Below are 15,536 nucleotides of genomic sequence, written 5' to 3' on the forward strand. Positions count from 1 at the left end.
TTAACGTACTTAATTGTATGGCAAAAATAATGGGGCGCTATTGTAACTAAACTAGCGAAAAAGTGGAGTGTTTAGTGCAATTTAGCCTGCGGGTCAGATGAGTTACGTATTGAGTGAATAAAGTGAAATAACTGAATGAAAAATGGCGACATCAATGAGTCGCCATTTTATTTTTACTAATATAGAGCAAAGGTTAACTATTTACTTAACCCTTTGTTAATGGCTAATAAGTCTTTTTGCGATAGTGTGCCCGCAGACTGTTTTAACGCCAAAATAGATAAAACATAATCATAACGTGTACCAGCAAGGTTACGCTTTGCATCATATAGATTACGTGTGCTTTGTAATACATCGACAATAGTACGTGTACCTACTTCAAAACCTGCTTCTGTTGCTTTTAGAGCACTTTCTGCAGATACCACCGCTTGTTCTAATGCGCGAACGGTTGGAATTAATGACGCAACGTCAGCATAAGACGTTCTTACTTTACGAATTACATTTCGATGTGCTTGCTCAAGTGTTTCACTAGCATCGACAAATTGAGCTTGAGCTTGTTTAACAATCGCTGTCGTTGCACCGCCGCTATAAATAGGCAAGTTAAGTGTTAATCCTAAGCGGGTTGTTTCAACAGTAGGTGGCTCAGTCACTTGATTGATAGAGCCATTAGCGAAGATATTTGTGTCATTATTTTCTTGTTCTGTATAACTCTGGCTTGCGCTAAATGAAAGGGTAGGCATGTGTCCTGCTTGTGCCGCATCTATATTACGTTTAGCAATTTCAACCGCTAGCTGATTTGCTTTTAGCTCAAGATTATTTTGCTCTGCTAATGAAATCCACTCCTGAACGGTTGCCGGAACAGGGTTATTCGTTGAAAAACGAGCTGTATTTAATTGATTTAATTCATTCGGATAGGTATTCGTGATTTCACGTAATACTTCTTTAGCAATTTCAACCCCGTTTCTTGCGCGAATTTCTTGCGCTACAGCGTTATCAAACTGTGCTTGTGCTTCGTGAACGTCAGTAATTGCGGTTAAACCAACCTCAAAGCGCTGCTTAGTTTGCTCTAACTGCCTTTCAATGGCTTTCTTTTCAGACTGAACAAACTCTAAATCGTCTTGAGACTTAAGAATGTCGAAGTAAGCTTGAGTAGTACGAACAATTAGGCCTTGCTTAGCGAACGCGTAATTTGCTTCTGCTTGAAGTGTTCTTTGTTCCGCGGCGTCTAAGTCGTACCATTTACTCATATCGAATAATGACTGTCTTAAACTAATCGTAGTAATTAGCTGGTCAACTTCACGTTCGTAATTGAATGGCGTTTGAACTAAGTTGCCGTCTTCATCTGTGATCGGAACGCCTGTGAATGGGTCTCTGTCGTAAAACCCACCACCATCAGTATCAGTACGAGATAAACTTGATTCTAAATCGATTTGTGGTTGCAACACTGCTGAAGTTTGGCTTTCGCGTGCTTTATTTAAATCGATATTTGCAGCGGCTTTCAATAATTGAGGGTCATTTTTTAGCGCTAATTGATAAACACTGACTAAATCATCGGCTTGAGCAGAAGTAACTGCTGCCACACTGATAAGTAATGAGAGTATGGTTTTTTTCATTGTGTTATGTTCCGTCATCCGGTGGCGAATATTATTATTTATAATGGGGTTATTGTACGGTGAATAATTAATTTGTTAACCACTCATTCGTAACCACAAGCGTTCAAGTGTAACATAATGTTTTTATTAAACTTGTAAAAATTTAATCCAAAAGCGGGACAACATTGAATAATGTTTAAACATTCAGATATCAATATTGAAAAAACAGAGACAGTTTACAACGGATACTTTTCGGTTGAAAAGTATCTTTTTCGTCATCGCTTATTTTCTGGTGAGTGGAGTGAACTAGTTTGCCGAGAAATTATGGAAAGAGGCAACGCCGCTGCATTACTGCCCTATGATGTTAGTAATGACAAAGTGGTGTTAATTGAGCAAGTTAGAATGGGAGCAATGTCTTCGCAGCATTCTCCTTGGTTATTGGAGTGCGTAGCGGGAGTGATTGAGCAGGGTGAGTCGCCCCAACAAGTGGCAATTCGTGAAACTAAAGAGGAGTCAGGATTAGATGTAACAGAAGTGATGCCAATGCTAAGTTATTTATCTAGCCCAGGCGGTACCAGTGAGCGGTTACACCTATATATTGCTAATGTAAATAGTGAGTTGGCTGAAGGTGTGCATGGGTTACCGGAAGAACATGAGGATATAAAAGTGCATGTTATGACCCGCGAGCACGCAATGAATTTATTAAACGACGGGAAAATAGAAAATGCGGCTACCGTTATTAGCTTGCAATGGTTACAATTAAACTTGGCAAAGGTGAAAGCTGCATGGTTATAAATGTTACACAGTTTATTACTTGTAGCTAATACAAATTAAGGCGTATTCATTAATGGGTGTATCGAATAGCACAAATTCACATATATTAGGTAACAAGCCGAAACGCTATGTGCCAAGTATTAAGCAGTTTATGACTCTGTGCGAAGGGAATTACGCCAACTTGCTGAAACTGCTACCTCAAATTGAACCTGTAGGCTTTCATAGTCAGTTTTTTGTAAATGATGGCTTAACGTACCAACTCACCATTAAAGAGTGCAGTAAATACACTACATTAGTTGCGTGTGAACAATTGCAAAATGGCTTACCTGAATACTTAAGGCCGCATATGGATGTGAGGTTGTATCATGATGCACGCTTAGCAGAAGTGATCAGTAGCCAGAACATTAGTCGTATTAAACCGAGCTATGATTATCCTAATGAAAAAATGCATCAACAGAATGAGAAGTTTTTAACTAATCAATTCTTAAAGGAGTGGGTTCAGTTTTGTCTTAATTCTGGCCGAGTTAATATCGCCGTTAATTTTTAATTCTACTGCAACGTCGTATTTGAGGTATTAAGTTTGCCGTTAGATGACCCTTGGTTTAATCCGCCATCTTCATTACCAGTATCAAAAAATAAGCAAGGCAATGCTAATGCGCATGCTGCAAAGCTTATTCAAATAACAGATTTACATTTATTTGCTGATCAAGAAAGCTGCTATTTTCATGGTAATACGTATCAGAACTTACTTAATGTACTCTCACACATTGCGCAGCACCACGGTGATGCTGATGCATTAATTATGACTGGCGATATAACACAAGATCATACGACAGCTTCTTATCAACTTTTACAGCAAACTTTACAGCAAGCAATAGCTAAATCAAATTTGGCTTTGCCAGTGGTATGGTTGCCCGGGAATCATGACGAAGTTGCGCTTATGAATGAACACTTTTTTGCCGCGCCATTTATGACTGAGAAATATTTAAAAGTGGCTGATTGGCATATTTTGCTTTGCAATTCTAAAGGCAGTACGCCCGCTGGTTGGATAAGTGAAGAACATCAAAGTGAAATAATCCACGTATTAAACGCTATTCCGGAAAATGAACACGCCATCTTATTTTGTCATCATCATCCATTACCCATTGATGGATACTTAGACAAACACATTTTGGAAAACGGGAGTGGGTGGTTAACGAATGTGTCTCAGTATCCCCAAGTTCGTTGTATATTCCATGGTCACGTTCATAATGAGTACCATATTAATTTTAAGCAAATAGATATATTCGCTACACCCGCAACCTCTATACAGTTTGAAAAGCAGACAGTCGACTGGCAAATTAGTCAGCTACCGCCTGCTTATCGAGTCATTTTATTACCTTTGTCTAAAACAGAAGCGCACTGTACGCAACCTGCTACTATTGAAACGTTTGTTGAGTGGCTAGCATGAATAAGGAGTTAGCACTTAATAATGATAAATACAAAGTGTGATAATTTACACACATTCAACCTAAAGCAAGACATTGCTCACTCCACATTGCCTGTGATTATTTACTTACATGGCTTTAATAGCTCGCGATACTCTGAAAAAGCGACTCTGACACAAGGTTACTTTAAAGATAACAACATCCAAGTGCATTGCGTGATTCCGCAATTATGTAATACACCTAAAGCTGCGCTTGAACAAATAACAGAATTGATAAACAGGCATCAAGATAATTTAATTGGTTTTATTGGTAGCTCGTTAGGTGGTTATTTGGCAACGTATTTTGTTGAAAAGATTAAAAAGCCGTTAAAAGCGGTATTGATTAATCCAGCCGTTGATCCATACAACTTATTTCCGCAATTCTTAGGCGAGCAGGTAAACCTTTATACCGAAGAGCGATATGTTTTGGCTCCACATCATGTAAACGAGTTACATGAAATGAATACACCCACGATAAATTTTCCCAAGCAGTACTGGTTATTGCAACAAACGGAAGATGAAGTGTTAAACTATCAGCTGGCAGTAGAAAAATACAAATATGCACGGCAAACAGTAGAAGTTGGCGGCAATCATGCTTTTATTGGTTATGAGAGATTTTTACCAGATATTGTGAAATTTTTCGAATTAGCGTAAAACCAATAAAAACAAATTCTTAATTAATAACACCACAGCATTAGACTTATTATTTATGGCAGAACAAGATTACAACGCAGAATCCATTGAAGTCCTCAATGGTTTAGAGCCCGTTCGTCGTCGTCCGGGTATGTATACCGATACGGTCCGGCCCAATCACTTAGGACAGGAAGTCATTGATAATAGTGTGGATGAAGCACTCGCTGGCCATGCAGATAAAATTGAAGTGATACTTCATGAAGACCAATCTTTAGAGGTCATTGATAACGGGCGTGGTATGCCGGTTGATATTCACCCTGAAGAAGGTATACCCGGCATTGAGCTGATTTTTTGTAAACTGCATGCGGGTGGTAAATTCTCCAACAAGAATTACGCTTTTTCAGGCGGTTTGCACGGTGTTGGTATCTCAGTGGTTAATGCTTTATCAACGCGTGTAGAAGTGGTTGTAAAACGCGATTGTATTGAATATGAAATTGCATTTGAAAACGGTGATAAAGTACAAGATTTAACCCAAATTGGCACAGTAGGAAAGCGTAATACGGGTACCAGAGTACGTTTTTGGCCAGATGCGAGTTATTTTGATACGGCAAAGTTTTCCGTTGCTAGGTTATTACACCTTTTGCGCGCTAAAGCAGTGCTTTGTCCGGGATTACAAATAAAATTCAAAGACAAAATTACAGGCAAGCAAGAAGACTGGTGTTATCAAGACGGCCTTCGTGATTATCTTTTTGAATCAGTAAAAGAGTGGGTTTCATTACCTGAAGAGCCATTTATTGGCTCGTTTAAAGGAAATCACGAAGCAGTAGACTGGGCGGTAAATTGGTTACCAGAAGGCGGAGAGTCGGTTACTGAATCCTATGTGAACCTTATTCCAACCGCGCAAGGTGGTACACATGTAAACGGTTTACGTCAGGGCTTACTCGAGTCTATGCGCGAATTTTGTGAATTCAGAAATTTAATGCCGCGTGGTGTAAAACTTTCTCCAGAAGATATTTGGGACAAGTGTAATTATATTCTTTCAGTAAAAATGCAAGAACCGCAATTTGCTGGGCAAACTAAAGAACGGTTGTCCTCACGACAGTGCGCGGCGTTTGTTTCTGGTGTGGTAAAAGATGCATTTAGTTTGTGGCTTAATGAACACACCGAAATAGCAGAGCAACTTGCTGAAATCTGCATCAATAATGCGCAAAAACGACTACGCGCGAGTAAAAAAGTGGTGCGTAAGAAGGTAACTTCAGGACCTGCACTACCGGGAAAATTAACTGACTGCTCTAGCCAAGATGTAAATCAAACCGAACTGTTTTTAGTAGAAGGTGACTCCGCTGGTGGGTCTGCAAAACAAGCGCGAGATCGTCAATTTCAAGCCATTATGCCGCTGCGCGGCAAGATCTTAAATACATGGGAAGTTGAATCGGGTCAAATTCTTGCCTCGCAAGAAGTGCATGATATCTCAGTAGCCATTGGTATCGATCCAGACAGTGAAAACCTTTCATCTTTGCGTTACGGTAAAATATGTATCCTTGCAGATGCTGATTCAGATGGATTGCATATTGCCACATTATTGTGTGCGCTATTTGTACAGCATTTTAAAACATTAGTAGAGCAAGGCCATGTATATGTTGCAATGCCACCGTTATATCGCGTGGACGTTGGAAAAGATGTGTATTACGCACTAGATGAAGCAGAAAAAGAAGGTATTCTTGATCGAATTGCCGCCGAAAAGAAAAAAGGAAAAATTAACGTACAGCGCTTTAAAGGGCTTGGTGAAATGAATCCATTACAATTACGCGAAACCACCATGGATCCTAATACCCGTCGCTTAGTACAACTAACTCTTGATGATGTTGAGCAAACAATGGAGCTAATGGATATGTTATTAGCGAAAAAGCGCTCTGGCGACAGAAAAGTGTGGTTAGAACAGAAAGGTGATAAAGCCGAAGTGGCCTTACCTTAGCGTTTTACCTGAACACAACCCTAGGCAACAGCAACTTTTAGCGCAGATAAAGATAATTGAGAAGTGAATAATGACTGATATGAATGATTTAAGCCTCGATGGAGTAGAGCAATTGCCATTAAGGCGATTTACAGAAGAAGCTTATTTAAACTATTCAATGTACGTAATTATGGATCGAGCATTACCGCATATTGGTGATGGCTTGAAGCCAGTACAACGACGCATTGTGTATGCAATGTCGGAACTGGGACTATCTGCGCTTGCTAAATATAAGAAGTCTGCAAGAACAGTTGGTGATGTACTTGGTAAATATCACCCTCATGGAGACTCGGCTTGTTATGAAGCCATGGTGCTAATGGCTCAGCCTTTTTCTTATCGATATCCTTTAGTTGACGGCCAAGGAAACTGGGGGGCGGCGGACGATCCAAAGTCATTTGCTGCGATGCGTTATACTGAAGCTCGGTTATCAAAATTCTCTGAAGTATTATTATCTGAACTTGGTCAAGGTACGGTTGATTGGTTGCCTAATTTCGATGGCACATTAAATGAGCCTAAAAACTTGCCTGCTCGCCTCCCTCATATTCTATTAAATGGGGTTACGGGAATTGCAGTAGGTATGGCGACCGATATTCCACCCCATAATGTACGTGAGGTGGTAGCGGGGTGCCTGCATGTGCTTGATAGCCCTAAATGCACCACAGAAGAGTTAATGGAACACGTTAACGGGCCAGACTTTCCTACCGAAGCTGAAATCATCACGCCAAGAAAAGATATTCAAAAAATTTATGAGACAGGACGTGGCAGCATAAAAATGCGTGCCGTGTATATTGTTGAGCAGGGTGAAATAGTTATTACTGCGTTGCCGCATCAAACGTCGGGTGCAAAAGTTCTCGAGCAAATAGCGCAGCAAATGCAGGCGAAAAAATTGCCTATGGTCACAGATTTACGTGATGAATCTGATCATGAAAACCCGACTAGAATAGTGATTGTTCCGCGTTCTAATCGAATTGATATTGAACAGTTAATGGCGCATATTTTTGCAACTACCGACCTTGAGAAAAACTATCGCGTTAACTTAAATATGCTTGGCCTTGATGGCAGACCACAAGTTAAAGACTTAAAAATGATTCTGTCTGAGTGGTTGCGTTTTCGCCGTGAAACGGTAACGAAACGACTTCAGTACCGTTTAGACAAAGTATTAGCGCGTTTACATATTTTAGAAGGCTTATTGGTTGCATTCTTAAATATTGACGAAGTTATTGAAATAATAAGAAATAACGATAAGCCCAAACCCGTATTAATTGAGCGGTTTGGTATTTCAGAGATTCAAGCAGAAGCTATTTTAGAGCTTAAATTACGTCATTTAGCGAAACTTGAAGAAGTAAAAATTCGTGGCGAGCAAGACGAGCTGGCGAAAGAGCGTGATCAAATTGAATCGACTCTGGGTTCAGCAGCTAAAATGACGCGATTAATTAAAAAAGAATTAAAAGAAGCGGCAGAAAAGTACGGTGATGAGCGCCGCTCTCCACTAGTTGAACGTGGTGAAGCGAAAGCATTAACTGAAAAGGAGTTGATGCCGAGCGAGTCAGTGACGGTTGTATTGTCAGAGAAAGGCTGGGCACGTTGTGCAAAAGGGCACGATGTTGATGCCCAAGCTCTAAGCTATAAAGCAGGCGACAGTTATCGCTCGTCGGCACAAGGTAAAAGCAATCAACCCGCTGTATTTTTAGATACCAGTGGACGAGGCTTTGCTACGGATGCGCACGGCTTACCGTCTGCACGCAGTCAAGGAGAGCCGCTAACAGGCCGATTTAATTTAGCCGCAGGTGTTAACTTTGAACACGTATTAATGGGCAATGACGACCATTATTATTTAATGGCATCAGACGCAGGTTATGGTTTTATTGTAAAGTTTGCAGATTTAGTTAGCCGTAACAAAAATGGTAAAGCGGTCGTGTCATTACCCAAAGGCGCTAAGTTATTACCGCCTTCACCAGTACAGAATGTAGAAAATGACCTATGTTTAGCCATTTCTAATGAAGGACGAATGCTTGTATTCCCACTGGCCGACTTACCTCAACTGAGTAAAGGCAAAGGTAATAAGATTATTTCTATTCCTTCAGCGCGCGCTGCAAGCCGTGAAGAATTTGTTAGCGTGTTAACCGCAATCCCTAGCGATAGCGCAATCACGCTTTATGCAGGTAAGCGTAAGTTAACGTTAAAACCCTCTGATATTGAACATTATCGCGGGGAGCGAGGGCGAAGAGGGAATAAGTTACCACGCGGCCTTCAGCGCGTTGAAAGTATTGCCATAGATGCGGTTGAAAACAATACAGAAGAGACGGTTTAACAAGCACTAACGTAAAGGCTCTACTAAGGAGCCTTTTTACTTATTTGCTATTATAAACGGCGCATTTAAATCAAAAAAAACGTCTATCATAAATACAATACTCAGGCGTGTTATTGTTGGTTATATCAAAGCACAATAACTTGCCCGCACGCTGTTGATACTAATTAAAAACAATAGAGGCTTTATGAAACACACTCAATACCTATTCATCCCCTTACTTTCCACCGTATTACTTGCGGGTTGTGCAGAGTCGCCTACTGGCAGAAAGCAGTTAAAACTATTTTCTGAATCAAACCTTCAAAAAATGGGTGTTGATGCATTTGATGAAATGAAAGAAAGCACTAAGCTATCAACCAATCCAAAGCATTTAGCTAGAGCAAACTGTGTTGCGAACTCAATTACTGCAAAGGTTGGAAAAGAGGTATTTAACGGCACTTGGGAAGTAAAAGTGTTTGATGATGAACAAGTGAATGCATTTGCGCTTCCTGGTGGGAAAATAGGCATTTACACAGGTTTATTAAAAGTAGCTGAAACTAATGATCAACTCGCAGCTGTTGTGGGGCACGAAGTCGGCCACGTAATTGCAGAACATGGTAACGAACGTATGTCGACCAGTGCGGTAGCACAAATGGGCTTACAAGTGGCTGATACGGTGTTAACCGCGAACGATGTGGGTGGCAAAGCGCAGTGGATGTCTGCACTTGGTTTAGGTATGCAGGTTGGTTTCACTTTACCATTTAGTCGCACACACGAAAGTGAAGCAGATTTAATTGGCTTAGAGTTAATGGCAAAAGCAGGGTTTAATCCTAAAGAAGCTGTTCAGCTATGGAAAAATATGGATAAAGCAGCAGGAGGCAAACGCCCACCAGAATTATTATCAACTCACCCAGCGCCACAAACACGGATTGAAGATCTACAAAAAAATATGCAACCCGTGCTAAAAATATACAAGTCAGCGCCTAAAAATAACTGTGCTTAACTAGCGCAACTCTCCTTTAAGCATCATTTCTGGCTAGTGTTGTAAGTCCGCTACCTTAGTGTTGCGGGTTCACAGCCTCAGCCAATTTTCTTAATTTTAATATATTGTCAAAGCTAGTTGATCTAGTTATATAACTTCTTCACCTTGCCTTTTATATTGCTCAATATATTCAATGAGGTTTGTTCTAGTGTCAGCGCATCATGAGTAGTGTGCTGTGTTACTTCAAAGCACTTGGCTCGTCCTCGTAGGGTTTTCAATATCTTACCGTAAGCCTTTAAGTCAATTTTCATACTAGGGTGAGCTTTACTTATTCACGGCTCTGCTTTTTCTACCAAGGAGGAGGCTTTTAATTTAAATATCACAATAATAAAGAATAAGTTAATAATTGATTAGGCCACAATAAATCAATAGTGGTGAGGCTCGAAAGTTCACAGTAAATAAAACTTGTTAAAAGGAGCTTGCTTATGCATCAATGTGTTTCTGAATAGATTGCTCAGAATTGTTCTCTAATTTTTTTCGGTCGGCCTTGCTGATGTATCCCGGCTTATTGCTTTTTTGTTTTTTTGCATTGGCTTTTTTAGCTTTACGTTTAAGTGTTTCGTTAATTTTTTTACGGCGATTCATTGAGGATATTCCAATTTATTTTTGATTTTCGCAGATAAGGTGTTCGGCTCTTAATTATATCGCACTCTGTATGCGCTGTTTATAAATAGTTTAGTGTGGAATAAATACTATAATGTTGAATGCTACTCACATTGTGGGGGATGTGCTCGTTTTTCTAAGTCATTTTTTACTATTTCAAGCGCTTGCAGTGCGGTGTTAGGGTCAATTTTATTTTGCTCTAGTAACATAATTAAATCGACCGCTAATTTAATGTGCTCAGGGGCGTTGTCTAATGTATTAGGTTGTTTCATGCTGTTTGCGAAGGTCTTTGCTGTCTAAATAATTAATGGCACGCTCAATGGCTTCTTTTACTTTCATTTCCATTTCAATGCGGTCATGTTGTGGCATATAAAATGCCATGTCTACTTGAAAACGTATATAACGCGGAGGGAGTTGATTAAGCACAATGCAGCTTAAGTCAGATACATAATCAGCGCTTTTGGTTTTATCAATACCTAGCTCAGTAAGATGTTCAATCACTAAATGCTCATAATAATTATGAATGTCGTTATCTAATTTCATCGTTGAGACCCTTCGGATTAACTTTCTAATTGTTATAGCTTTAGCATAAGCGTTATTGGCGAAAAGCTCTAATTATTTTTTACCTGTATTTAACAATGACTTTGTGAAAAGATATACCTAACCCGCTTGAAGATGCAGTGTTGCTGTCTGCGCTGTCACCTCAATTATTCAGTTTATCTGGTTTATTGGGGCTCAGTAATCTATTGCTTAGCGACGTCTTCAATTGCTTTGGGTATCAGTAAATATAGGGCTATGTATGAACGCAAATTGCGGTAAGGCGTTCGCTTAATAATAATTAGAATTAAAAGCAACGAGAGTACAATGCAAAAAAACCAGCAACCTTGTTACTACGGCGATTATTTACAGTTAGACAAAATTTTAAGTGCGCAAGAACCAGAAAGCACGAAATACGGCAATGAAGCTCATGATGAAACACTTTTTATTATTGTGCATCAGGCATACGAGCTATGGTTTAAGCAAATTCTACATGAGATTAAGTCCGTACTTAATGACTTTTCTGAGCAACAAGTGCGCGACGATAAACTCATCACCGTGGTGCATCGCTTGAAGCGAGTAATTACTATTCAACAATTGTTGAATCAGCAAATTGGTGTTATGGAAACAATGACGCCGCAAGACTTTTTATCATTTCGTGATTACCTTGTTCCTGCTTCTGGCTTCCAATCGGTTCAATTCAAAATGTTAGAAATGGGGTTGGGCTTAAAAAGTGAATATAGAATCGACTTTGATAAACAATCATTCTACTCTCGACTAAATGAAAACGATCGCGAATTTTTACTATCATTTGAAAAAAGCCCTAGTCTGTTTGAGCGGGTAGAGCAGTGGTTAGAGCGCATGCCATTTTTGGAGTTTGGTGAGTTTAATTTCTGGCAAATGTATCAAAATGCTACGACCGACATGCTTAAACGAGATAGTGAAATTGTTGAGAGTATTGAAGCTATATCTGATACCGATAGAGAAGTGCAGTTAAAAGAGATTGAGGCAACCAGAGAAAAGTTTGCGGCATTACTCGACGAACAGAAATACCAAAAATTAAAACAAGAGGGCGTATTTCGATTATCTCAGCGTGCTATGTTGTCGGCACTGTTTATCAGTTTGTATCGTGAAGAGCCAGCCTTTAATTTACCTTTTCAATTTTTAACCTGCTTAACTGATATCGATGAAAACCTAACAATATGGCGTTATAAACACGCGATGATGGTTCAGCGAATGTTAGGTACAAAAATTGGCACAGGTGGTTCATCAGGACACGATTATTTAAAACGTACTACTGAAAAAAATCGTATTTTTTTAGATTTATTTCAAATGGCGACGTTTTTAATTGGTAAAGATCAGCTGCCAGAATTACCTGCTACATTAAAGCAAAGCTTGGGTTTTTATTTTACTAAAGAAGCAGAGTGATCAGTAATTAAAATTATGTGCTTAAGCTTATTTATGATGCGGGAATAAACTATGTGGTTTATTCACAAGGCTTAAGCACAACATTACGGCTGTATTAACGACAGTGTTAGTTTTTCCGTATTAATTATGCGAATGTAAGCCCAAACGGTTGCCTTCGGTGTCGGTAAACATGGCAATATAACCAATTTCATCTGGCAGTTGAGTTTTAGCCATTAATACTGAGCCACCTGCGTCTTGTACGCGGTTAAGTACGGTATTTAAGTCTTTCCCACCGTTAAGGTAAATGGTAGTGCCTTCAGTGCAAGGTTTGTTGTTTGGATCATTAATAATGGCACCGCCCACCCCTTCCTTTTCACATAATAGAAAACCCATTTTCATGCCTTCCATTTCATGCTCAGGCATATCGAAATCAAAAATTTTACTATAAAACTGTTTTGCACGATTAAAATCTTCTACTGGAATCTCAAACCAGTTAATCGCATTCGTTACCATTTCCATTTGTTTATCCTTATTATTTATTTGAATGAGAAAAATTAACTATGATGATTGAAACAAAACCTGCTAATTAAATAGAATTCACACAGGCATCTTTAAAACTAGCATAGTTACCATGTTTAGGTTAATAACGTAGATGCCAAAATAGTGAAGCACGCCAATATAAGTCGCTTTCACTTGCTATTAAAGCGTGCAATCAATAGACTAGCGCCGATTTATTTTTCACCTGATTTAAGTAAAACAACAGGCTTATTATGCAAGTATCTAAATTCACTTTTAATTTACCAGATGAGTTAATAGCTCGATTTCCTAAAAAGGCAAGAAGTAGTAGCCGGCTAATGCATTTAGATGGTAACTCTGGTGAGCTTGTTCATCGTCAATTTACCGATATTGTGTCGTTAGTGAATGAAGGCGATTTACTTATTTTTAATAATACCAAGGTTATTCCTGCGCGTTTGTTTGGCAGTAAAAGCTCTGGCGGAAAAGTTGAAGTGCTCGTAGAGAGAGTACTTGATGAGCACTCAGTTTTAGCTCATGTTCGTGCTAATAAAGCCCCCAAGCCTGGTAATCGCATTACGTTAGAAAACGCAGTTGAAGTGGAAATGGTTCAGCGCCAAGGCGACTTGTTCGAGCTTAAGTTTTTAGCGGAAGAAAGCGTACTTAGCATCCTTGAACGAGTAGGGCACATGCCACTACCGCCCTATATTAACCGTCCAGACAATGACGAAGATAAGCAGCGTTATCAAACGGTTTATAGTGAAAAGCCGGGCGCTGTGGCTGCACCAACCGCGGGTTTGCATTTTGATGAGACGTTAATCGAGCAACTAAAAGAAAAGGGCGCAGAAGTTGCGTTTGTTACGCTGCACGTGGGTGCTGGTACTTTTCAGCCGGTTCGAGTAGACACGGTTGATGAGCATATTATGCATTCAGAGTACATTGAAGTGCCTCCACATGTAGTTGACGCTATTCAGAGAACTAAGCAAAACGGCAAGCGTGTAATAGCCGTGGGGACTACTTCCGTTCGTTCAATAGAAAGTGCTGCTTGGAAATCAACAACGGGTGAAATTGCACCTTATTATGGTGATACCGATATCTTTATTTATCCAGGATATGAATTTAAAGTTATTGATGCCATGGTAACAAATTTCCATCTACCAGAGTCTACGTTATTAATGTTGGTGAGCGCGTTTTGTGGCTTTGAAAATATCATGAATGCGTACAATGTCGCAGTTGAAGAACAGTACCGCTTTTTTAGTTACGGCGATGCAATGTTTTTAGAAAAACAAGAACGCTAATCCACATACTTTTTAACACCCTTATCCTGGTTCTGCTACGCTTCTAGGAATACTTATTTTAGGATTAAACTACAATTAGTCCGCTAAGCGAACACCGCTTAGCGGATGAGGTTAAATCTAACTTTAAACTAACGTGAATCAGACTGTTTATCTGATAAGAGAAAAAACATGAAATATGAACTAATTAATACTGACGGTAAAGCACGTCGCGGTCGTTTAACTTTTGAGCGTGGTGTGGTTGAAACGCCAGCTTTCATGCCTGTTGGCACTTATGGCTCAGTAAAAGGTATGACACCAGAAGAACTAAAAGAGTCTGGTGCGCACATCTGTTTGGGGAACACCTTTCACTTAATGTTACGCCCGGGCACTGAAGTCATTAAAAAACATGGTGACTTGCATGACTTTATGCATTGGGATAAACCAATTCTTACTGATTCAGGTGGCTTCCAAGTATTCAGTTTAGGTGATTTACGCAAAATTACAGAAGAAGGTGTGTTATTTCGTTCACCAATTAATGGTGAAAAAATCATGTTAACACCTGAGCGTAGCATGGAAGTTCAGCGCGATTTAGGTTCTGATATTGTAATGATCTTTGATGAATGTACGCCGTATCCTGCAACGAAAGATGAAGCTCGTAAATCAATGGAGTTATCGCTACGTTGGGCTGCTCGTTCAAAAGAGGCACACGGTGACAATCCTTCTGCGTTATTTGGTATTGTTCAGGGGGGGATGTACCCAGAGTTACGTGATATTTCATTAGAAGGACTAGAAAAAATAGGTTTTGATGGTTATGCAATTGGCGGCCTGTCGGTAGGTGAGCCGAAAGAAGACATGATTAATGTGCTTAACCACACAGTGAGTAAATTACCGGATCAAAAGCCACGTTATTTAATGGGAGTAGGTAAACCCGAGGACATCGTGGAAGCTGTACGTCGTGGTATAGACATGTTTGACTGCGTGATGCCAACACGTAATGCTAGGAATGGCCATTTATTTACGACTGAAGGCGTAATTAAAATCCGTAATGCTCGTCATAAAGATGATACCGCACCGTTAGATGAACACTGTGATTGTTATACTTGCGAAAACTACTCACGTGCATATCTTCATCACATGGATAAGTGCAATGAAATTTTAGGTGCACGTTTGAATACAATTCATAACTTACGTTTCTATCAACGCATCATGCAAGAATTGCGAGATGCGATTGCTGAAAATAAATTAGAAGAATATGTAAAAGTTTTTTACGGCCGCCAAGGCAAAGACGTCCCAGCGTTAGAAGAAGCTTAATCATTTGTTAATCAAGGCCTTAATTTAAGGCCTTTTTTATTTTTAGTGAAATATGTACTCAATAAATATTAAATACAGCAGATA

15 protein-coding genes are annotated in these 15,536 nt (G+C 39.6%); 10 read left to right on the forward strand and 5 right to left on the reverse strand.

Annotated elements, in window-relative coordinates:
* Window positions 1–197: 197 nt before the first annotated feature.
* Window positions 198–1,610, reverse strand: coding sequence for an outer membrane channel protein TolC (tolC, locus tag HUU81_RS05110; protein WP_199611185.1), 1,413 nt, complete (start codon window positions 1,608–1,610; stop codon window positions 198–200).
* A gap of 171 nt (window positions 1,611–1,781) precedes the next feature.
* Here tolC and nudF point away from each other — a divergent pair, with 171 nt between their 5' ends.
* From nudF to HUU81_RS05145, 7 genes are all read left to right on the forward strand, one after another.
* A complete protein-coding gene (nudF, locus tag HUU81_RS05115) occupies window positions 1,782–2,384 on the forward strand; it encodes an ADP-ribose diphosphatase (RefSeq protein WP_199611186.1) in 603 nt (200 codons plus the stop codon).
* 52 nt (window positions 2,385–2,436) lie between these two features.
* Window positions 2,437–2,910 carry a DUF1249 domain-containing protein gene (locus tag HUU81_RS05120; RefSeq protein WP_199611187.1) on the forward strand — a complete coding sequence of 158 codons (474 nt, stop codon included), beginning with the start codon at window positions 2,437–2,439 and terminating at the stop codon, window positions 2,908–2,910.
* Window positions 2,911–2,943: 33 nt separating this feature from the next.
* Complete coding sequence (locus HUU81_RS05125) at window positions 2,944–3,813, forward strand: metallophosphoesterase (protein ID WP_199611188.1); 870 nt, start codon at window positions 2,944–2,946, stop codon at window positions 3,811–3,813.
* Window positions 3,814–3,834: 21 nt separating this feature from the next.
* The gene (locus HUU81_RS05130) at window positions 3,835–4,482 is read left to right on the forward strand and encodes a YqiA/YcfP family alpha/beta fold hydrolase (RefSeq protein ID WP_199611189.1); all 648 of its coding nucleotides are present in this window, start codon (window positions 3,835–3,837) and stop codon (window positions 4,480–4,482) included.
* Between the two features lie 55 nt (window positions 4,483–4,537).
* Entirely contained in the window at window positions 4,538–6,436 is a 1,899-nt protein-coding gene (parE, locus tag HUU81_RS05135; protein ID WP_199611190.1) for a DNA topoisomerase IV subunit B, read from the forward strand.
* 70 nt (window positions 6,437–6,506) lie between these two features.
* Complete coding sequence (gene parC, locus HUU81_RS05140; protein WP_199611191.1) at window positions 6,507–8,786, forward strand: DNA topoisomerase IV subunit A; 2,280 nt, start codon at window positions 6,507–6,509, stop codon at window positions 8,784–8,786.
* A gap of 184 nt (window positions 8,787–8,970) precedes the next feature.
* Entirely contained in the window at window positions 8,971–9,765 is a 795-nt protein-coding gene (locus HUU81_RS05145) for a M48 family metallopeptidase (RefSeq protein ID WP_199611192.1), read from the forward strand.
* A gap of 462 nt (window positions 9,766–10,227) precedes the next feature.
* Here the strand turns inward: HUU81_RS05145 and HUU81_RS05150 are convergent, their stop codons facing one another.
* The 3 genes from HUU81_RS05150 to HUU81_RS05160 all read right to left on the reverse strand — a co-directional run bounded on the left by HUU81_RS05150 (window position 10,228) and on the right by HUU81_RS05160 (window position 10,950).
* Entirely contained in the window at window positions 10,228–10,389 is a 162-nt protein-coding gene (locus HUU81_RS05150; protein ID WP_199611193.1) for a DUF2986 domain-containing protein, read from the reverse strand.
* A 122-nt stretch (window positions 10,390–10,511) separates the two neighbouring features.
* The gene (rsmS, locus tag HUU81_RS05155) at window positions 10,512–10,679 is read right to left on the reverse strand and encodes a pleiotropic regulatory protein RsmS (protein WP_199611194.1); all 168 of its coding nucleotides are present in this window, start codon (window positions 10,677–10,679) and stop codon (window positions 10,512–10,514) included.
* Window positions 10,666–10,950 (reverse strand): late competence development ComFB family protein, encoded by a 285-nt coding sequence (locus tag HUU81_RS05160; RefSeq protein ID WP_199611195.1) that lies wholly within the window; start codon window positions 10,948–10,950, stop codon window positions 10,666–10,668. The genes rsmS and HUU81_RS05160 overlap by 14 nt, the downstream gene beginning before the upstream one ends.
* A gap of 321 nt (window positions 10,951–11,271) precedes the next feature.
* Here HUU81_RS05160 and HUU81_RS05165 point away from each other — a divergent pair, with 321 nt between their 5' ends.
* On the forward strand, window positions 11,272–12,372 hold the full coding sequence (locus HUU81_RS05165; RefSeq protein WP_199611196.1) for a tryptophan 2,3-dioxygenase family protein: 1,101 nt from the start codon (window positions 11,272–11,274) through the stop codon (window positions 12,370–12,372).
* Window positions 12,373–12,492: 120 nt separating this feature from the next.
* On the opposite strand, the gene HUU81_RS05170 is transcribed toward HUU81_RS05165, so the two are convergent.
* Window positions 12,493–12,870: a VOC family protein gene (locus HUU81_RS05170; protein ID WP_199611197.1), complete on the reverse strand. Its 378-nt coding sequence runs from the start codon at window positions 12,868–12,870 to the stop codon at window positions 12,493–12,495.
* 251 nt (window positions 12,871–13,121) lie between these two features.
* Between HUU81_RS05170 and queA the strand changes: the two genes are divergently transcribed.
* Both queA and tgt read left to right on the forward strand, forming a co-directional pair.
* Window positions 13,122–14,162 (forward strand): tRNA preQ1(34) S-adenosylmethionine ribosyltransferase-isomerase QueA, encoded by a 1,041-nt coding sequence (gene queA, locus HUU81_RS05175; protein ID WP_199611198.1) that lies wholly within the window; start codon window positions 13,122–13,124, stop codon window positions 14,160–14,162.
* 168 nt (window positions 14,163–14,330) lie between these two features.
* Window positions 14,331–15,452: a tRNA guanosine(34) transglycosylase Tgt gene (gene tgt / locus HUU81_RS05180; RefSeq protein WP_199611199.1), complete on the forward strand. Its 1,122-nt coding sequence runs from the start codon at window positions 14,331–14,333 to the stop codon at window positions 15,450–15,452.
* The last annotated feature ends 84 nt before the right edge of the window (window positions 15,453–15,536 follow it).

Source organism: Flocculibacter collagenilyticus, from assembly GCF_016469335.1.
GTDB lineage: Bacteria > Pseudomonadota > Gammaproteobacteria > Enterobacterales > Alteromonadaceae > Flocculibacter > Flocculibacter collagenilyticus.